The organism is Stenotrophomonas sp. 1278 (assembly GCF_029892765.1).
GTDB classification, from domain to species: domain Bacteria; phylum Pseudomonadota; class Gammaproteobacteria; order Xanthomonadales; family Xanthomonadaceae; genus Stenotrophomonas; species Stenotrophomonas indicatrix.
The window spans coordinates 60,825-80,087 of the sequence record NZ_JARXWD010000013.1 but is presented as its reverse complement, the minus strand read 5'-3'; the positions used below and the strand labels follow the sequence as shown (position 1 = coordinate 80,087).

General features: G+C 67.5%; 15 protein-coding genes. 8 read left to right on the top strand and 7 right to left on the bottom strand.

Annotated elements, in window-relative coordinates; translation table 11 throughout:
- Positions 1–101: 101 nt before the first annotated feature.
- Positions 102–3,647: an ATP-binding protein gene (locus tag M2299_RS12870; protein ID WP_280884480.1), complete on the top strand. Its 3,546-nt coding sequence runs from the start codon at positions 102–104 to the stop codon at positions 3,645–3,647.
- Between the two features lie 96 nt (positions 3,648–3,743).
- Entirely contained in the window at positions 3,744–7,274 is a 3,531-nt protein-coding gene (locus M2299_RS12865; RefSeq protein WP_280884479.1) for a hybrid sensor histidine kinase/response regulator, read from the top strand.
- Positions 7,275–7,898: 624 nt separating this feature from the next.
- Here M2299_RS12865 and mdtD read toward each other — a convergent pair.
- The 5 genes from mdtD to M2299_RS12840 all read right to left on the bottom strand — a co-directional run bounded on the left by mdtD (position 7,899) and on the right by M2299_RS12840 (position 12,530).
- Positions 7,899–9,308 carry a multidrug transporter subunit MdtD gene (gene mdtD, locus M2299_RS12860; protein WP_025876990.1) on the bottom strand — a complete coding sequence of 470 codons (1,410 nt, stop codon included), beginning with the start codon at positions 9,306–9,308 and terminating at the stop codon, positions 7,899–7,901.
- A 91-nt stretch (positions 9,309–9,399) separates the two neighbouring features.
- Positions 9,400–10,482, bottom strand: coding sequence for a uroporphyrinogen decarboxylase (hemE, locus tag M2299_RS12855; RefSeq protein WP_032951968.1), 1,083 nt, complete (start codon positions 10,480–10,482; stop codon positions 9,400–9,402).
- 28 nt (positions 10,483–10,510) lie between these two features.
- On the bottom strand, positions 10,511–10,750 hold the full coding sequence (locus M2299_RS12850) for a WGR domain-containing protein (RefSeq protein WP_025876992.1): 240 nt from the start codon (positions 10,748–10,750) through the stop codon (positions 10,511–10,513).
- A gap of 128 nt (positions 10,751–10,878) precedes the next feature.
- Positions 10,879–11,991 carry a 3-dehydroquinate synthase gene (aroB, locus tag M2299_RS12845; protein WP_280884478.1) on the bottom strand — a complete coding sequence of 371 codons (1,113 nt, stop codon included), beginning with the start codon at positions 11,989–11,991 and terminating at the stop codon, positions 10,879–10,881.
- Positions 11,988–12,530: a shikimate kinase gene (locus M2299_RS12840; protein WP_032976596.1), complete on the bottom strand. Its 543-nt coding sequence runs from the start codon at positions 12,528–12,530 to the stop codon at positions 11,988–11,990. Before M2299_RS12840 ends, aroB begins: the two co-directional genes overlap by 4 nt.
- A 98-nt stretch (positions 12,531–12,628) precedes the next feature.
- Here M2299_RS12840 and M2299_RS12835 point away from each other — a divergent pair, with 98 nt between their 5' ends.
- On the top strand, positions 12,629–12,832 hold the full coding sequence (locus tag M2299_RS12835) for a dodecin family protein (RefSeq protein ID WP_025876997.1): 204 nt from the start codon (positions 12,629–12,631) through the stop codon (positions 12,830–12,832).
- A 6-nt stretch (positions 12,833–12,838) separates the two neighbouring features.
- On the opposite strand, the gene M2299_RS12830 is transcribed toward M2299_RS12835, so the two are convergent.
- Positions 12,839–13,666, bottom strand: coding sequence for a kinase (locus tag M2299_RS12830; RefSeq protein WP_025876999.1), 828 nt, complete (start codon positions 13,664–13,666; stop codon positions 12,839–12,841).
- A 40-nt stretch (positions 13,667–13,706) separates the two neighbouring features.
- Between M2299_RS12830 and pdxH the strand changes: the two genes are divergently transcribed.
- The 3 genes from pdxH (at position 13,707) to M2299_RS12815 (ending at position 15,314) form a co-directional block, all read left to right on the top strand.
- Positions 13,707–14,306 (top strand): pyridoxamine 5'-phosphate oxidase, encoded by a 600-nt coding sequence (pdxH, locus tag M2299_RS12825; protein WP_033831770.1) that lies wholly within the window; start codon positions 13,707–13,709, stop codon positions 14,304–14,306.
- A gap of 9 nt (positions 14,307–14,315) precedes the next feature.
- Positions 14,316–14,663, top strand: coding sequence for a hypothetical protein (locus M2299_RS12820; RefSeq protein WP_099843323.1), 348 nt, complete (start codon positions 14,316–14,318; stop codon positions 14,661–14,663).
- Positions 14,664–14,849: 186 nt separating this feature from the next.
- Positions 14,850–15,314: a DoxX family protein gene (locus M2299_RS12815; RefSeq protein ID WP_223486417.1), complete on the top strand. Its 465-nt coding sequence runs from the start codon at positions 14,850–14,852 to the stop codon at positions 15,312–15,314.
- A gap of 99 nt (positions 15,315–15,413) precedes the next feature.
- On the opposite strand, the gene prpR is transcribed toward M2299_RS12815, so the two are convergent.
- Positions 15,414–16,997 (bottom strand): propionate catabolism operon regulatory protein PrpR, encoded by a 1,584-nt coding sequence (prpR, locus tag M2299_RS12810; RefSeq protein ID WP_223486415.1) that lies wholly within the window; start codon positions 16,995–16,997, stop codon positions 15,414–15,416.
- A gap of 153 nt (positions 16,998–17,150) precedes the next feature.
- Between prpR and prpB the strand changes: the two genes are divergently transcribed.
- Positions 17,151–18,044 (top strand): methylisocitrate lyase, encoded by an 894-nt coding sequence (gene prpB / locus M2299_RS12805; protein WP_223486413.1) that lies wholly within the window; start codon positions 17,151–17,153, stop codon positions 18,042–18,044.
- A 35-nt stretch (positions 18,045–18,079) separates the two neighbouring features.
- Complete coding sequence (gene prpC / locus M2299_RS12800) at positions 18,080–19,237, top strand: 2-methylcitrate synthase (RefSeq protein ID WP_025877010.1); 1,158 nt, start codon at positions 18,080–18,082, stop codon at positions 19,235–19,237.
- Positions 19,238–19,263 lie beyond the last annotated feature (26 nt).

Genomic DNA, 19,263 nt, shown 5'->3' with positions numbered 1-19,263 from the left:
CACGGCTGCAACAGTTCGTGGTGCCGATGTGGCCGGAAACAGGCTGTTGCAGCGATGGCTGCAGCCCTGTGTGACAATCGGCACAGGACAGGGGGTTCAGGATGAAGAGCGGCTGGCGCCGGTGGTGCCAAGGCATTGCAGGAGCAGGTCTGGTGCTGTTGGCGCTTTCGGCTGCAGCGGCGACCTTGGACATGGCCGGTGAAACACCGCGCCTGCGCCGTTTCGGCGCGGCCGAGGGATTGCCCTCGCGCATGGTGGTGGCGCTGGCCGAAGACCGACAGGGCCGCGTGTGGGCCGCCACCGACGGCGGCCTGGCCCGCTATGACGGCGGTGAGCTGCGGGTCTGGCAGCACGACCCGGCACAACCGGATTCGCTGCCCGGCAACGAGATCGAAACACTGCTGGTCGACCCGCTCGACCGGGTATGGGTGGGCATCAACGGCAAGGGGCTGGCCCGGCTGGATGCCGACCGCGAACGCTTCAAGACCTTCGATTCCGTCACTGAAGGGTGCCAGGGACAGTTCTGGACCCTGGCCTACGCCGAGGATGCGCTATGGGTCGGCAGCAGCAGCCATGGGGTCTGCCGCGTCGGCGAAGATGGCTCGCTGCGCCATTTCCAGCATGATCGGGCGCAGCCCGGCGGTCTGCCGAGTGACACCGTCTTCAGCAGTCTGGTGGATGCGCAGGGACGGCTGTGGGTGGGCACCGAAGCCGGTGTGGCGCGCTGGAACGGCCACGCCTTCGAAGCCGTGGCGCCGCGCGAACTGGCGGCGGTGAGCGTGCTGCGGCTGAGCCGCGATGCCGATGGCGCGATCTGGGTCGGTACGCAGAACGACGGCCTGTATCGCATCGATGCGCAGGATCGGGTGACGCGACCGGCCTGGGCCGACAGTGCCCGCCTGCGCTCGGCACTGGTCCTGGCCGACAGCCACGGAGGCTACTGGGCGGGAACTTCCGATGGCCTGCTGCGTGGTGACGGCCAGGTGCTGCGCAGGCTGGAAGGCGACCGTGGCAGTGGTTTCCTGACCGGTCACAGTGGCGTGCTCGACCTGATGCAGGACCATGAGGGAGGGCTGTGGGTCGCACTGCTGACCCAGGGCCTGGCTTACCTGCCGCCCGACTGGCGACGCTTTTCAACCTGGTACCAGTTCGATGGCAAGCCGCTGGACAGCCAGTACCTGTTGAGTGCTGCCAGCGACGGTCGCAGCTACTACGTCGGCTCTGCGCATGGCGTCTACCAGATCGATGCACAGGGGACGTTGAGCCTGCTGGTCAGCGACCGCGAACTGGGCAGCGGCGCGGTGTGGTCGGTGCTGCCACGTCCCGACGGCAGGCTGTGGCTCGGCCGCGCGGGGCGCATCAGCGTCTACGACCCCGCCACCGGTGTGCTGCGCGACTGGCGCATTGGCGGTGGCGCCGACCTTCGGCAGCGGATCGATCTGATGCGGCAGGCCCCCGATGGCACGGTCTGGGTATCGGTGATGAACCTGGGCCTGCAACAGCGCAGTGCCGAAGGCCGCCTGCTGCGCAGTTTCGACGGCGCTACGCTGCGAGGCAGCACCGACGCGCCGGTCGAGCAGATCCGCTTCGATGCCGGCGGGCACGCCTGGGTGGTCGGGGAAATGGGCATCTGGCGCGAGCAGGGAGACCGCTTCGAAGCGGTGCCCGGCGTTTCCAGGGGGCCCATCTACGATCTGGTATGGATCGATCCCCGGCAGTTGTGGATCGCACGCCAGGGCGCATTCGAGCGCTACCAGTGGGATGGCCTGAGCCTGCGCCTGATCCAGCGCGTCGATGCCAGTGCCGGCGTGCCGCCGGTCAGCATGGGTGGGCTGGCCCTGGCCCGGAACGGTCAGTTGTGGGCGACGACGCCCCGCGGCCTGCTGCGCTGGGATCCGAAACAGCGTCGCCTGCAGATCTTCAATGAACGCGACGGCCTGCTTGATGCCGAGTTCACCGGACGCCCACCGGCAATCGATGCCGATGGGCGGGTGCTGGCCGTTACCCAGACCGGCATGGTGGGCTTCGATCCGAATGCTGCCGACGCCGAGCTGCCGCCCTCGCAGCTGGTGATCGCGCAGGTTCGCGTCCGTCGCGATGATGCGCGCGGCTGGCAGCCCTTGCCGACCTCCGGCCTGCTGTTGCTGGGGCCCGACGACCGTGACCTGCAGATCGATGCACGCCTGCTGTCCTACGCCAACCCGCAGGGCAACCGCTACCGGTTCCGCGTGCAGGGATACGACCAGAACTGGGTGGAACAGGGCGGAGACGGCCAACGCACGTTGTCGCGGCTGCCGCCCGGCACCTACGCCATCGAGGTGCAGGCCGCGACGGCCAGTGGTCCGTGGACGCCCTCGCAGCAGTTGCACATCAAGGTACTGCCCCCCTGGTGGCGCAGCGGCATGGCGATCTTCGGCTATGCAATGCTGGGCTCGCTGTTGCTGTTGGCACTGCTGTGGTCGATCCGCAGGCGGCTGCGGCGACGCCAGCAGTGGCAGTTGACGGTGCACAAGCAGCAGATCGCCGAGCAGGCATCGCAGGCCAAGAGCCGCTTCCTGGCGACCTTGGGCCACGAAGTACGCACGCCGATGACCGGTGTACTGGGTATGAGCGAACTGCTGCTGTCCACCGAACTGGACCCGGTGCAGCGCAGCTATGCCGGTTCGATCCAGCAGGCCGGCAGCCATCTGCTGCGCCTGGTCAACGATGCGTTGGACCTGGCACGGATCGAGGCCGGCCGGCTTGAACTGGACATCCGCCCGTTCGACCTGGGCGGACTGCTGGACCAGGTGCAGGCGTTGATGCAGCCGATGGCACAACAGCGCAGGCTGGCGTTCCAGCGCGGGGAGGCATTGCCAGGCCCGATCTGCGTCAGTGGCGATGAGATGCGCGTCCGCCAGATCCTGCTGAACCTGCTGGGCAACGCGATCAAGTTCACCGAGCGTGGCCATGTCGGCCTGGCGGCGCGCCTGGAAGACGACGGCGGCGCGGTGACGTTCGAGGTCAGCGACAGCGGGCCGGGCATCAATGCCGAGCAGCAGCAGCGCCTGTTCCACCGCTTCGAACAGGCCGATGGCCCGCGTACCGCCTCGCGCTATGGTGGCAGCGGGCTGGGCCTGGCGATCTGCCAGGAGCTGGCGGTGGCGATGGGCGGCCGCATCGATGTCGACAGCCAGCCGGGGCGTGGCGCACGCTTCGCAGTGCGGCTGCCGCTGCCGTGGAGCCGGCAGCAGGCCTCCAGCCCTGGCGAGGCAGCGTCGCCGATGCTGCCTGCACTGCGCATCCTGCTGGTCGAGGACGATGCCACCGTTGCCGAGGTCATCGCCGGTCTGCTGCGCAGCCGTGGCCATGAGGTGGTGCACGTGCTGCATGGCCTGGGCGCACTGTCGGAAATATCCACCGAGGGGTTCGACGTCGGCCTGCTCGACCTCGACCTGCCGGCACTCGATGGCACCGCCATCGCCCGCCAACTGCGCGCGATGGGCTACGAGCTGCCGTTGGTGGCCGTTACCGCGCGCTCGGATGCCTATGCCGAGGCGCAGGTGCTTGCGGCCGGATTCGATGGTTTCCTGCGCAAGCCGGTGACCGGCGATCTGCTGGTGGCAGCCATCGCCCAGGCACGCAGCAAACGCCAGATCATCAGCTGAGTACGGCATCCTGCGGCGTGAATCGCGCAGCTTTCGGTTTACCATGCCGACGCCCACGGCGTGGGCATCATCAACAGCAGCGTGAGGAGGCCATCGGTGGTGTATCTGCGGGCAGTGACGCTGCTGATGCTGCTGCTGTGCTGCCTGGTGCCCGCTGCCGCGCAGCCGGTGCCACCTTCGCCGCGCCAGGTCACCGTGTTCGATGGGCTGCCGTCCAACACCGTCAACCGCATGGCCGAGGACCGCTACGGCTACCTGTGGATTGCCACCAACGATGGCCTGGCCCGCTACGACGGGCGCAACTACCGCATCTGGCGTTCCGAAGACGGCCTGCGCGACAACCGCATCTGGAGCGTGCTGGTCGATGCCCGCAACGAGCTGTGGATCGGCACTGAAAATGCCGGCCTGGTGCGGATGTCGGCCGATCGCCGCCAGCTGCGCTTCTACGATCGCAGCAGCCAGCCGCTGATGGGCAGCAACACCGTCTGGAGCTTGGCTGCGACACCGGATGGCGCGATCTGGTTCGGCACCCACGAGGGCGGCCTGTACCGGCTGGACAGCAATGACCGTCTGCAGCGGTTCCTGCCCGAAGCGAACAACCCGCGCAGTCTGCCGGCCGCGTCGGTGCCCTACCTGGCCACGCTTGCAGACGGCAGCCTGTGGGTCGGCACCAAGCATGGCGTGGCGCGCTGGACCGGTACCGATTTCGAACGCATCGGCGGCGACCTGGTGCCCAGCCTGCTGATCAATGGACTGACCGCAGAACCCGACGGCAGCCTCTGGATCAGCACGCTGGCCGGGGCCACGGTGCGGCGCCCGGATGGCCGTTTCGAATCCGTTCCCTGGACATTGCCGGCCGGCGACCAGGTGCTGGGCATGATGCTGCGCGACGAGCAGGGCGGGCACTGGCTGGACACGCGCAGCGGCCTGGGCCGGGGCATCGATGGCCGCTACCAGACCGTACCGCTGTACAGCGCCATCGCCCGTGGCCTGGTGCGGCCGAACTGGACCGGCGCCTATGAGGACCGCGAAGGCGGCATCTGGCTGGCCAGTACCAACGCCGGCCTGTGGCACCTGCTTCCGCGCTGGTGGCAGTTCTCGGTGTTCTCGCGGCTGGAGGATGATCCGTCCTCGCTGCGCAATTCCTATGTGCTCGGTACCAGCCCCTCCAGCAATGGCGGGGTGTGGACGGTCGGCAGCCATGGCGCGCTGGACCGCTTCAATCCGCGCACGGGCGTGATCGAGCAGCACCGCACCTTCGTCAACGGCATGCACTGGCTGACCTCGGTGCGCGAAGACCGGCAGGGCCAGGTGTGGGTGGGCTCGACCGACGCCCTGATGCGCTACGACCCGCGTCGTGGCGAGCTGCGGCGCTGGGGGCGGGACTCGGGCGCGGACGCGACCATGGAAGGCAACATCGAGGCGATGATGACCTGCGATGGCGACAGCCTGTGGTTGATGCTGTCATCGGGGCTGCAGCAGCGTGATCTGGACGGGCACGTGCGCCGGCGGCTGGAAAACGGCGAGGACGGTCTACAGGCCGGTCAGCTCAATCTTGACGTGGAATGCGGCCCGCAGGACCGGATCTGGCTGGCCAGCAGCCGCGGCCTGCTGCAATGGCAGCCGGATGCGCAGCGCTTCCAGCCGGTGCCCGGTGCGCCGGCCACTGCGGTGTACGCCCTGCACGTGGGCAAGGACGGCCAGGTCTGGTTGTCCGAGGATGGTCGCCTGTCGCGGTATCTCTGGAGCCAGGGCCGGCTGGAACGGCAGGCGGTAGTGGGCGCCGAGCAGGGCTATCCGGCGATTTCCGCTACCGGCCTGGTGGTCGACGCGCAGGGCGTGGCGTGGGCCACCAGTGCCCGTGGCCTGGTGCGGGTGAGTGCCGATGGCGAGAGCGTACGCCTGTACGGGGTGCACGATGGGCTGCCCAGCCAGGAGTTCCGCGAACACACCCTGATCGCCTCCTCAGCGGGGCGCATGGTGGCAGGTACCCCCGCCGGTGTGGTGGTGTTCGATCCCGAGCAGGTTCGACCGTCCACCCGCCGTGCGCCGCTGGTGATCGAGCGGGTGGAGGTACGCCGCAACGAGCAGCTGCTGGACCTGACCCATGACACGCCGCTGCAGATCGCCGATGGTGACCGCGACCTGCGTATCGTCGCGCGCCTGTTGTCCTTCGCCGATTCGGCTTCCAACACCTACCGCTACCGGTTGGCCGGCTACGACCCGGATTGGGTCGAGGTGGGCCCGGCAGGCGAGCGCCTGTTCTCGCGCCTGCCACCCGGCGCCTATCGGCTGGAAGTGCAGGCGCGCTCGGCCGACCACGTGTGGTCGCGGGTGCAGACCCTGGAATTCCATGTGCAGCCGCCGTGGTGGCGCAGCTTGTCCGGCCTGCTCGTGCTGGCCTCGATCGGGTTGCTGCTGACCAGCTGGTTCGCCTGGTTGTACCGGCGCCGGCTGCAGCGCCAGCACGCCTACCAGCTCGCTCTGCACAAGCAGGATCTGGCCGAACATGCATCGGCGGCCAAGACGCGCTTCCTTGCCAATCTCGGCCATGAAATCCGCACGCCGATGACCGGGGTGCTGGGCATGAGTGAACTGCTGCTGGCCTCGCCGCTGGATCCGCAGCAGCGCGGCTATACCCAGTCCATCCGGCATGCGGGCGAGCATCTGCTGCACCTGGTCAACGATGCGCTGGACCTGGCGCGGATCGAATCGGGGCGCCTGGAACTGCAGTCCAACGCGTTCGGTCTCAATCGCCTGCTGCAGGACCTGGCCGCGCTGATGGGGCCACTGGCTGCACAGAAGGGCCTGCGGTTCATCCTCGACAACCAGTTGCCGGCAGGGCTGCAGGCGACCGGCGATGCGATGCGGGTGCGGCAGATCCTGCTCAACCTGCTGTCCAACGCGGTCAAGTTCACCAGCCGCGGCAGCATCACGCTGCACGCGCGTTGCGAGGAAGGGCTGCGTGGGCTGTATTTCGAGGTGCGCGATACCGGTCCGGGCATCAGCCAGGAGCAGCAGCAACGGTTGTTCCGGCGCTTCGAGCAGGCCGACGGTGCGCGCACCGCAGCGCAGTACGGCGGCAGCGGCCTGGGCCTGGCGATCTGCCGCGAGCTGGCACTGGCCATGCAGGGCCGGATCCGGGTGGAAAGCCAGCTGGGCAGCGGTACCTGCTTCGGTGTCAGCCTGCCGCTGCCGCTGCAGCAGGGGGCGGCCAGCGACGGAGGTGCCGACAGTGACGCCGCCGCTGCTGCGGTCAACATGCCGCCGCTGCGGGTGTTGCTGGTGGAGGACGATGCGACCGTGGCCGATGTGATGTGTGGGCTGCTGACCACCCGTGGCCATGAGGTGGTCCACGCGGCCCACGCGCTGGCCGCGCTGCGTGAAATCAGCGCGGGGGATTTCGATGTCGGCCTGCTCGATCTGGATCTGCCGGGCCTGAGCGGTTTCGAACTGGCACAGCATCTGCGCAACCAGGGTTACACGTTGCCGCTGCTGGCGGTGACCGCACGCACCGACCCGGACCTGCAGCAGCAGGTGGAAGCGGCCGGCATCGGTGGTTTCCTGCGCAAGCCGGTGACCGGCGAGCTGCTGGTGGAAGCGATCGCCCGCGTGCTGGGGCGGTAGGGGTTCGGCAGGGCTGCGCCCTGCACCCGCCGAATCAACGGCAAAAGCAAAAGCAAAAGCTGGCATTCCGTGGGATGGCGGGGTGGGTCCGGTTGCGGGGGCCGCTGCAAGTACGTCCATGTAAGCTCGGTCGCCGCATCCATGCGGCTCACGCCCCCGCAACCGGACCCACCCCGCCTTCGACAGATTTCCGCGAACTCTCGGAATGGCATGGCCTGCTCTTGGTGGGTGTCGACCTTGGTCGACACGTAGATCCACGCCATGCGTGGATGAATCTCCGTCGAAATCGAATATTTCGACAATTGAAAGAACAGCATCCGCGCATGGCGTGGACCCATCAGCCACCGGAAAACTGTCAGAGGTGGGGCGGTGTCGGATTGCGGGGTGTCAGCCGCATGGGCCCGAGGCATGCCTCGGGCGGGTTGGGCAGGACGCCCAACCCCGGTCTTGCCGTGTGCGCAGGAAAGCGCACACGAGCAAGCGGCTGCCAAGCCTACAGGGACGTACTTGCGGCGTCCCCGCAATTCGACACCGCCCCGCCATCCCACGGAATACCTGCTGTTGCTGTTGCCGTCGCCCTTGCTTCGGCATCTGCAGGTGCAGGGCGCAGCCCTGCCGAACCCTCTATTCCGCTACTTCTTCTACCTGGCGCGGCTCGGGCTTGGTGTCGGGCAACTGCCAGAAGATCAGCGTCGACGTGAGCGTGATCGCGCCCACGCACAGGAACGTGGCGTGCAGCGCAGCCGTAGCGCCGTGGCCTTCCAGCTGCGTGCCGAATGCGGCCAGCAGGCTGCCTGCGGCGGCTGCACCGAAGCCGGCGGCGAGCATCATCACCATCGACAGCAGGCTGTTGCCGGAACTGGCGAACTCGCGGTCGAGGTCGCGCAGGGTGACGGTGTTCATCACGGTGAACTGCAGCGAATTGACCGCACCGAAGAACGCCAGCTGCAGCAGGCGCACGGCCAGGTGCTGGCCCGGTGTCATCAGGATGAAGCTGGCCATCGCCAGGCCGACCAGCACGGTGTTGGTCATCAGCACGCGGCGATAGCCGTAGCGTTCAACCAGTTTCACCGCCAGCTTCTTCGACACCATGCCTGCGGCGGCCACCGGCACCATCATCAGGCCGGCGTTCATCGGCCCGAGGCCAAGGCCGACCTGCAGCAGCAGCGGAATCAGCATCGGCATGGCACTGCTGCCGATGCGCGAGAACAGGTTGCCGAGAATGCCGATGCGGTAGCTGGGCACGCGGAACAGTGCCAGGGAGAACAGCGGTGCCGTTGAATTTGCCGCGTGCAGCCAGTAACCGACCAGCGCGGCCAGGCCGGCCACGGTCATCAGCATCACCAGCGCGTGTGGTGTGCCGAGCCCGGAAATCCCATCCAGTGCCAGCGACAGCACCACCATCGCAAAGGCCAGCATGGCGTAGCCGCGAAGGTCGAACCGGGTGCGGTGGCTGGCGTAGTGGTCGGGCATGATCTTCATCGCGGCGATGAAGCCGATGACGCCGATCGGCAGGTTTATCAGGAACACCCAGTGCCACGAGGCGATCTCGACCAGCCAACCACCCAGCGTGGGGCCGATCAGCGGACCCACCAGTGCGGGAATGGCGATGAAGCTCATCGCACGCAGGAAGTCCTCGCGTGGCACCGAGCGCATCACCGCCAGGCGCCCGACCGGCAGCAGCATCGCGCCGCCGATGCCCTGCAGTACGCGCGCGGCCACCAGCTGATGCAGCTGCTGCGCCATTGCGCAGGCCAGCGAGCCGAGGGTGAACAGGATGATCGCCACCAGGAAGGTGCGTCGGGTGCCGTAGCGGTCGGCTATCCAGCCGGAGGCAGGAATGAAGGTGGCCACTGCCAGCGCGTAGCTGAAGACCACCGACTGCATCTGCAGCGGGCTTTCGCCGAGGCTGGCCGCCATCGCCGGCAAGGCCGTGTTGACGATGGTCGAGTCCAGCATCTGCATGAAGATCGCCAGCGAAACCAGCCACAGCAGGGGACGCTGGCGGGTGTAGGTCGATGGCGCTGTGGACATGGGGCGTGGCCGGTGCAACGTGGGGGCGCCATGATCGCGCACTGCGGGTCACGGCGCGATCAACATCGCGCCGTGATTGCCTGCGCGATGCTCAGCGTTGGCTGTGTGCGTGCACTGCGTCGACCAGCACCTGTACATGGGCCGGGTCCATGTCCGGCGACATGCCGTGGCCGAGGTTGAACACATGGCCCTCGCGCGAACCACCGTTGCCGGCGGCATAGGTATCGAGCACGCGTGCGGCCGCAGCGGCGATCGCATCAGGCGAGGCATACAACGTGGTCGGATCGAGGTTGCCCTGCAGCGCTACGCGGCCACCGGTGCGGCGCAGCGCTTCGTCCAGGTCCAGCGTCCAGTCCAGGCCGAGCGCATCGGCGCCGGTCTGCGACAGCGCTTCCAGGTGCAGGCCGGTGCCCTTGCCGAACAGGATCAGCGGCGTGCGCTCGCTGCCTTCGCCGCGCTCCAGGCCTTCGGCGATGCGCTGCAGATAGCGCAGCGAGAACTCGCGGTACATTGCCGGCGACAGCACGCCGCCCCATGTGTCGAACACCTGCAGGGCCTGCGCACCGGCCGCGCGCTGCGCGCCGAGGTAGGCAATCACCGCGTCGGTGGTTACCTCCAGCAGGCGGTGCAGGGCCTGCGGATGGTTCAGCGCCATCGCCTTGATGCGCGCGAAATCCTTGCTGCCGCCGCCTTCGACCATGTAGCAGGCCAACGTCCACGGGCTGCCCGAGAAACCGATCAGCGGCACCTGGCCATCCAGTTCGCGGCGGATCAGGCGCACCGCGTCCATCACATAGCCCAGATCCTGCTCCATGTCCGGCACCGCCAGCCTGGCGATGGCCGCTTCATCGCGTACCGGGTGGCGGAACTTCGGGCCTTCGCCTTCGACGAAGTACAGCTCCAGGCCCATGGCATCGGGAATGGTGAGGATGTCCGAGAACAGGATGGCCGCGTCCAGCGGGAAGCGGCGCAGCGGCTGCAGGGTGACTTCGCAGGCGATCTCCGGGTTCTTGGCCATGGCCAGGAAGCTGCCGGCCTTGGCCCGGGTGGCGCGATATTCCGGCAGGTAGCGGCCGGCCTGGCGCATCAGCCAGACAGGGGTGCAGTCCACCGGTTCGCGGCGCAGGGCGCGCAGCAGGCGATCGTTGCGGAGAGGGCTGGTCACAGTGGGCATTCCTTGGGCGAAAAGAGCAGCGGCGCAATCAGTCGCCGTGCGAAAGAATCTGGAAGCCCCGATGCAGTTCGGCATCGCGGGCTTTGTCGTAGGCGTGGCGGGCTTCGTCGGCCGTCAGGTACAGCTCGCGCCGCAGCTGGGAGCGGGCGCCGACGCGGCCGGATTCACGCAGCAGTTCCCAGCCGCCGAACAGGTCCGGGACCAGGGTCAGGCGCAGGAAGCGCGGTGCCTGGGCACCGTCGGCGGGTTGTTGCAGGTGGACGTGCATGGCACCGATTGTAGCGGGGGCGAGGTGAGCCCTGCCGCAACGCTGATCCGGTAATGCCGGCCGCTGGCCGGCAACCTCATGAAACCTCCCAGGTAGCGCCGGGGCATACCCGGCGAACGCGGAAGCGGTCAGCCTGCGCCCAGCACCTTCAGTACCGCCGCTTCATCCACGTCCGGTACGACTTCGGCGCGGCCCATGCCACGCCACAGCACCAGGCGCAGGCGGCCGGCCACGTTCTTCTTGTCCAGGCGCATGCGGCCGAGCAGGGCCTGCGGGTCCAGCCCGGCGGGGATTGCCACCGGCAGGCCAAGCTGTTCAAGCAGCGCCTGCAGGCGCACCCGGTCGGCGTCGTTGGCCAGGCCCAGGTTGGTGGAGAGGCGGGCCGCCAGCACCATGCCCACCGCTACGGCCTCACCGTGGTTCAGCGCATCGCGCCCGGGTGCGGAGTAGCCCTGTTCGGTTTCGATCGCGTGGCCGAAGGTGTGTCCCAGGTTGAGCAGGGCGCGCTCGCCCTTCTCGAAGGGATCGCGCTCGACGATGGCGGCCTTGTGCCGGCAGCTGCGGGCGATGGCCTCGGCGATGACCGCATCTTCGCCGGCCACCAGTGCGTCGGCATGCTGCTGCAGCCACTCGAAGAACACCGCATCGCCCAGCGCGCCGTACTTGACCACTTCGGCCAAGCCTGCGCGCAGTTCACGCGGCGGCAGGGTGGCCAGCACGCGGGTATCGGCGATCACCGCACGGGGCGGGTGGAACGCACCGACCAGGTTCTTGCCGGCCGGGATATCCACGGCGGTCTTGCCGCCCACCGAGGAGTCGACCATCGCCAGCAGCGTGGTCGGCAGCTGCACGCAGTCGATGCCGCGCATCCAGCAGGCCGCGGCAAAGCCGGCGAGATCGCCGACCACACCACCACCGAGGGCGAACACGCAGGCATCGCGGGTCGCGCCGAGCGCGGCCAGCGCTTCGATGACCGAGCCGAACTCGGCCAGGGTCTTGGAGGCTTCGCCGGCGGCCAGCACATGCTCAGCCAGGATCAGGTCCGGGCGTGCGGCCAGCAGGGTCTGCTTGGTGGCATCCAGATAGCGTGGCGCAACCTCGCTGTCGCTGACCAGCAAGACATGGCGGCCACGCACATGGCTGGCCAATGCGGCGCCGTCGGCCTGGGCGCCGGCACCGATGGTGATGGAATAGGGACGGTCGCCGCCAACGGCGACCTGCAGCAGGGCAGGGGAGGTCATGCAGTGGGGTCCTGTCGCTGCCAGTGCGTGGCCAGCTTGACGACAAGCTGGGCAGTGGCATCGGCGGCGGTAAACGGGTCGGTATCAAGAGTGACATCGGCGAGGTCGCGATACAGCGGGTCGCGATGCGCGGCCAGATCATGCAGCACCTGTTCGCGGTCCGGCCGCTGCAGCAGTGGCCGGGCCTTGTCGCGTGACAGACGCTCCAGCTGGGCTGCGACGCTGACCCGCAGGTAGACGACAAAGCCTCGCTTGGCGATCAGGGCGCGATTGTCCGGGTCAAGCACGGCACCGCCGCCGGTGGACACCAGCTGGCCACGGCCGGCCAGCACCTGCGCCAGCGCCTGGCGCTCATGGGCGCGGAAGCCGGCTTCGCCGGAATGCTCGAAGATCGTGGGGATGCTGGCCCCGGTCGCATCGACGATGGCCTGGTCGACGTCGACGAAGTCCAGCGTGAAGCGCTCGGCGAGGCGGCGGCCGATGCAGGTTTTACCGGCACCCATCGGGCCGATCAGGATCAGGTTCGGAGCGGGATTCATGCCCTCTGATGCTAACACCTCCGTGCCTTGGCCTTTACGTTCTTCACGTCAGGGTGGAGGTTCCTGCGGGGTATCCCGCGCCTGATGGAGTGCCTGCCATGTCGGTTGCCAAGGTCATCGAAATCAATGCGTCCTCGCCCAAGAGCGTGGAGGACGCAGTGCGCAGCGGTTTGAAGAAGGTGTCCGGGACGGTCAAGGGCATCCAGGGCGCCTGGATCAACGAGACCAAGGTGGTCACCGACGGCAACGGTGAGATCACCGAATGGCGGGTGAACCTGCGGGTCACCTTCCTGGTGGAGTGAGGCTGCTCAGCGCAGCCCTTGCACCTGGCGCTGGGCATCCAGCGCCACTACCCGGTCGGCAATGGCCGGCAGCGCACGCAACGCCTGCCGGCTGACCCGCTCGTAGTACTGTACGAAGCGCTCCAGCTGGGGTCGGTTCATGCCGTGCCGCCCCGGCTGGGCCGCCTGCAGGTTCTGCTCCTGCTGCCAGCGCCAACGCGGCACCACCGAAAAATCAGGAGGTTGCAGGAACCACAAGCGGTCGCAACGCTGCCACAGCGCCGGATAGTCGCGGGCCAGCGCCTGGTTGCACCAGCGCCGCCAACGGCCATCGGCATCGGCCTCGCGCTCCAGGGCGTTGAGCGGGACATCCAGTTCGGCATCGTCCTGCGCCGGGGTGCCCAGGAACCAGCCCTCAAATACCAGCAGGTCCAGCGGCGTTTGCAGCTGCGGCCACTGCGCTTCGGGCAGGCGCTCGTCGGCCAGCTTGTCGAAGCGGGGCAGCGCCAGAGGCTTTCGTGCGGCCACTGCGTCCAGTACCGCATGTGCCAGCGGCAGGTCGTGGGTGCCCGGTGGGCCACGGGTGATCAACAACGGATGCACCTGCCGGGCCAGGCGCTGGCGTTGTGCGCGGGTCAGGTAGACATCGTCGATGGACAGCGTTGCGGCGTTCAGGCCACGCGCCTGGGCACGGGCAACCACCTGCGCGGCCAGCGTCGATTTGCCGCTCCCCTGCAGGCCGCTGATCGCCAATACTGGAACGGCTGTGCTGCTGCCCAGCGCGTCATCCAGCGCCTGCTCGACCACTGTTTCGGGGAATCCTTTCACCTGGGGCATGTACGCAGCGGCGACCATGCCGCCACAATAGCCCAAACCGTGTGAGAAGAATGCTGTCATGAGCGACCTGTACGCCGAAGCCCTGTCGACCTTTGCCGCCCTATTCGAAGAAGCGAAACAGAGCCGCGAAGTCGAGCCCAATGCGATGACCGTGGCGACCGCCGATGTGCAGGGCCGGCCATCGGCGCGCACCGTGCTGTTGAAGGCGTTCGATGAGCGCGGCTTCGTGTTCTACACCCACCTGGACAGCCACAAGGGCAACGAGCTGCAGGCCAATCCGCAGGCGGCGCTGCTGTTCCTGTGGCGCAGCCTGCGCGAGGCCGGCATCCAGGTGCGCATCGAGGGACGCGTGGAACAGGTGGCCGATGCCGAGGCCGACGCCTATTTCGCCAGCCGTCCGCGCATGAGCCAGATCGGCGCGTGGGCGTCGCTGCAGTCGAAGACGTTGAACTCGCGCGAGGAGTTCGACGCGCGCGTGGCCGAGGTCGAGGCGCGCTTCGAGGGCAAGGACGTGCCGCGTCCGGACGGTTGGAGTGGTCTGCGGGTGGTGCCTGACCGCATCGAGTTCTGGTACGGCGCGCAGTTCCGCCTGCACGAGCGCTGGTGCTATGAAGCCGGTGCAGAGGGGCGCTGGAGCAAGCGCTTGTTGTACCCGTAAGGCACCGTGATGCAACGCGTGCCGCTGTATCGCGTGGTGGTGTTCGTGCCGGTGCCTGCCCTGGAGGCGGTGAAGCAGGGCATCCTTTCGGTGGATGCACTGGTGGCCGGCGATTACGAGCACGGCATGTGGTGGTCCGCGCCGGGGTCCGAACAGTTCCGGCCACGTGTGGGTGCGATCCCCACGCAGGGCGAGGCGGGGCAGACCGAGGTGGTCGACAGCGTGCGGCTGGAGTTCTGCCTGCCGCGCGATCCGCAGCGGCTACAGCGCATCCTCGAGCACGGCATCGTGCCGCATCACCCGTGGCAGGTGCCGGTGGTGCAGGTGGAAGAGATCGAGCTGCTGCTGGCCGGGTAGATCCACGCCATGCGTGGATGGAAAGGTCGGTACACCTGCATCGTAGGGTCGAGCCTGTACGGCTGCCATTGTTCCAACGCGTACCACTGCGAGAGCCGTTTGTCGCGAACGGACCAGCCCGCTTCATCTGCGAGCAGGCCAGCAAACGGCACACTCCGACCGATGCCCTCGAAATCCGGAGTCGCCATGCCCTCCTGGCGTTGCCTGTTTACCGTGCCACCGTCGCGCCAGGGCGTGGAAGCGTACCTGCTGCTGCTCGCCCGCATCGTCGCCGGGGTGATGTTCTGCGTATCGGGCTGGAACAAGGTGTTCACCGACGGCGGGCGCGAGCGGATGGTGCACACCCTGGTCGATGCGGGCATTCCATTTCCAGTAGTCAGTGCGCCGGTGCTCGGCGGCATTGAATGGATCGCAGGTGGACTGCTTGTACTGGGCCTGCTCAGCCGCCCATCGGCACTGCTGCTGGCGGCGATCTGCGCGGTGGCGGCGCTGACCGATGGCATCGCGCGTATCCCTGCGGGACTGAGCGTGCCGGATTGGCTGAGCTGGTTCTTCTACCTGAGCGAAGTGCCGCTGGGCGTGCTGCTGCTATGGGTTGCGGCCGTGGGCAGTGGACGGTTCGCCATCGAAGCGCGCGCGGCGCTCCAGTAGATCCACGCCATGCGTGGATGGGGTACTTGGGAAAAAGCGGTGCGACCCAAGGTTCGCACCCACCAGGCATCGGTTCTGCACCAGCCAGACGGCAGGACGTTACAGCCCCTCCGCGCGCAGCCATCGCCACAGCGTGGTGCGTGACACACCCAGCGCCTGCGCCATGCCTTCGCGGTCATTGCGGTGTTCCTGCAGCAGCGCTTGCAGCTGCGCACGCGGCGGGCGCTTGCCGTTGCTTTCCACTGGCAGTGTGGCGGCGCCTTCGTTCACCAGCTCCGGCGCCAGCTGCAGCAGGCGCGCTGCATCGATCAGCCCTTCACTGGGCTGCCAGTGGATGCGCAGCCTATCCACCAGATTGCGCAGTTCACGTACGTTGCCGGGCCAGTCGGCAGCGCTGAGCAGGGCCAGCGCTTCTGCATCCAGCGGTGCATCGATGCCGCGCAGTTCGCGGAAGAAGTGCGTGGTCAGCAGCGGGATATCGCCTCGACGCGCACGCAGAGTGGGCAGTGCGATGCGCAGCGCGGCCAGCCGGTAATACAGGTCGCGGCGGAAGCTGCCAGCCGCCGCGCGCTGTTCCAGCGATTGCAGGGTGGCGGCGACCACGCGCAGGTCGACCGGGGTCGGTTCGGTGGCGCCCACGCGCAGCACTTCGCGTTCTTCCAGCACCCGCAGCAGGCGGGTCTGCAGCGGCAGCGGCAGTTCACCGATCTCGTCCAGGAACAACGTGCCGCCATCGGCTGCCTCGACCAGGCCGACGCGCCCCCCGCGACGCGCACCGGTGAAGGCGCCGTCGCTGTAGCCGAACAGCTCCGCTTCCAGCAGTGATTCGCTGATCGCACCGCAGTTCAGCGCAACGAAGCGACCGCGACGACCGCTGGCGGCGTGCAGCTGGCGTGCAACCAGTTCCTTGCCGGTGCCGGTCTCGCCGGTAACCAGTACGGTGCTGTCGTGCGGGGCGTACAGCGCGATCTGTGCGCGCACGTCGGCCATCGCAGTGCTGTCGCCGAGCAGGGCATGCGCATCGTTGCGTGCGGCGGTGCGGCGGCGCGGAGCCGGCCGGCTGCCGCCGGAGCGGGCCATGGCCTGGGTCAGCTCCAGCGCATGCTCGAACGCCTGCCGCACCGAATCGGCCGAGTACAGCAGCACGCCGGGCAGTCCGGCCTGTTCGGCATGGTCGATGGCCATGCCGGTGCCGACGATCACTTCGATACCGTTGGCGCGCAGGTCGGCGATGCAGTCGCGGGCATCTTCACGGGTGACGAAGCGGCGGTGCTCGATGTCCAGGCCGAAGCTCTGCTGGAAGCTGCTGAACACCGGCACGTCGCTGGCATGGGTGACCAGGCCGATGCGTGGGGCGATGCGACGGGCGCGCGCCAGTGCTTCCATCAGGTCGAAGCCATTGGCGTGGATCGGTACCAGCGGCAGGTCCAGGCGACCGCGCAACCAGGCTGCATTGGAGCCGCCGGCAATCACCACGTCGCAGTGCTCGCGGCGCAGGCGCTGGCCGATCACTTCCACGGCCTCCTCGAAGCCCAGGTTGATCTGCTCGATGCGCGCGCGGCGGTCGAATTCGGGAATGACATCGCCCAGCAGGCCAGTCAGGCGCGAAACGCTGACCGTCCAGATCACCGGGCGGCCGGGGTCGGCATCGGCGTGGCGCAGGGGCGAACGGGGCAGGTACATGCATGGATACCGGGAAGCGATGTTTCATGATACATCTGTTTCAATGTTTCATATGTTTCAGTGTTGCGGGCCGGTCATCTCCGTGAAATCAACCGCTTGCAGGTTGGCACGGTGTTTGCGCTTACCCCTGTGTCCTTCAACCTGGATCGCCGCATGACCGTTTCGAACCTCTCTTCCGCCGGTGCCCGCTTCCGCGAGGCGCTGGCTGCCGAATCGCCGCTGCAGGTGATCGGCGCGATCAACGCCAACCATGCGCTGCTGGCCAAGCGCGCGGGTTTCCGTGCCATCTACCTGTCCGGCGGTGGCGTGGCCGCCGGCTCGCTGGGCCTGCCGGACCTCGGCATCAACACCCTGGAAGACGTGCTGGTGGACGTGCGCCGCATCACCGACGTCTGCGACCTGCCGCTGATGGTCGACATCGACACCGGCTTCGGGCCCAGCGCGTTCAACATCGCGCGCACGGTGAAGTCGCTGATCAAGGCTGGCGCGGCCGCCTGCCATATCGAAGACCAGGTCGGCGCCAAGCGCTGCGGTCATCGCCCGGGCAAGGAGATCGTCTCGCAGGGCGAAATGGTCGACCGCGTGAAGGCCGCTGCCGATGCCAAGACCGATCCGGACTTCTTCCTGATCGCGCGCACCGACGCCATCCAGGTGGACGGCGTGGACAAGGCCATCGAGCGTGCCATCGCCTGCGTCGAAGCCGGTGCCGACGGCATCTTCGCCGAGGCCGCCTATGACCTGGATACCTACCGTCGCTTCGTCGATGCGGTGAAGGTGCCGGTGCTGGCCAACATCACTGAATTCGGCGCGACCCCGCTGTTCAGCCGCGACGAGCTGGCCTCGGCCGGCGTGGCCATCCAGCTGTTCCCGCTGTCCGCTTTCCGCGCCGCCAACAAGGCCGCCGAGAACGTCTACCAGACGGTCCGCCGCGAAGGTCACCAGCGCGACCTGATCGACAGCATGCAGACCCGCGAGGAGCTGTATGACCGTATCGGCTACCACGCCTTCGAGCAGCAGCTCGATGCGCTGTTCGCCGCCAAGAAATAAGCAGTACCCTGCACCATCAAGTTTCGGAGGGAAACATGAACGATACGACCGCAACCCCGACCTTCAAGCCGAAGAAGTCCGTCGCCCTGTCCGGCACCGCTGCCGGAAACACCGCGCTGTGCAGCGTCGGCCGCAGTGGCAACGACCTGCACTACCGTGGGTACGACATCCTGGACCTGGCCAACACCAGCGAGTTCGAGGAAATCGCCTACCTGCTGGTGCATGGCAAGCTGCCGACCCGCGCCGAGCTGGTTTCGTACAAGGCCAAGCTGAAGTCGCTGCGTGGCATTCCGGCCGCGGTGAAGGCCGCGCTGGAAGAACTGCCGCCGTCGGCGCACCCGATGGATGTGATGCGCACCGGCGTGTCCGTGCTCGGCTGCGTGGCGCCGGAGAAGGACGACCACAACCATCCGGGCGCGCGCGACATCGCCGACAAGCTGATGGCCTGCCTCGGTTCGATGCTGCTGTACTGGTACCACTGGAGCCACAACGGCCGCGCGATCGACGTAGAGACCGACGATGACTCCATCGGTGGCCACTTCCTGCACCTGCTGCATGGCGAGAAGCCGCAGGATTCGTGGGTGAAGGCGATGCACACCTCGCTGATCCTGTACGCCGAGCATGAGTTCAACGCTTCGACCTTCGCCTGCCGCGTCATTGCCGGCACCGGCAGCGACATGTACAGCGCGATCTGCGGTGGCATCGGCGCGCTGCGTGGCCCCAAGCACGGCGGCGCCAACGAAGTGGCGTTCGAAGTGCAGAAGCGCTATGACAATCCGGACGAAGCCGAGGAAGACATCAAGGCCCGCGTGGAGCGCAAGGAAGTGGTGATCGGTTTCGGCCACCCGGTCTACACCGTGTCCGATCCGCGCAACAAGGTGATCAAGGACGTCGCCCGCGAACTGTCCGAAGAGCAGTCGAGCATGAAGATGTACGACATCGCCGAGCGCCTGGAAACGGTGATGTGGGACATCAAGAAGATGTTCCCGAACCTGGACTGGTTCAGCGCCGTCAGCTACCACATGATGGGCGTGCCGACCGCGATGTTCACCCCCCTGTTCGTGATCGCCCGCACCGCCGGCTGGAGCGCGCACATCGTCGAACAGCGTATCGACGGCAAGATCATCCGCCCGAGCGCCAACTACATCGGCCCGGAAGATCGCGACTTCGTGGCCATCGACAAGCGTTCCTGATCATCGCCACTGTTGCACTGCTGCAT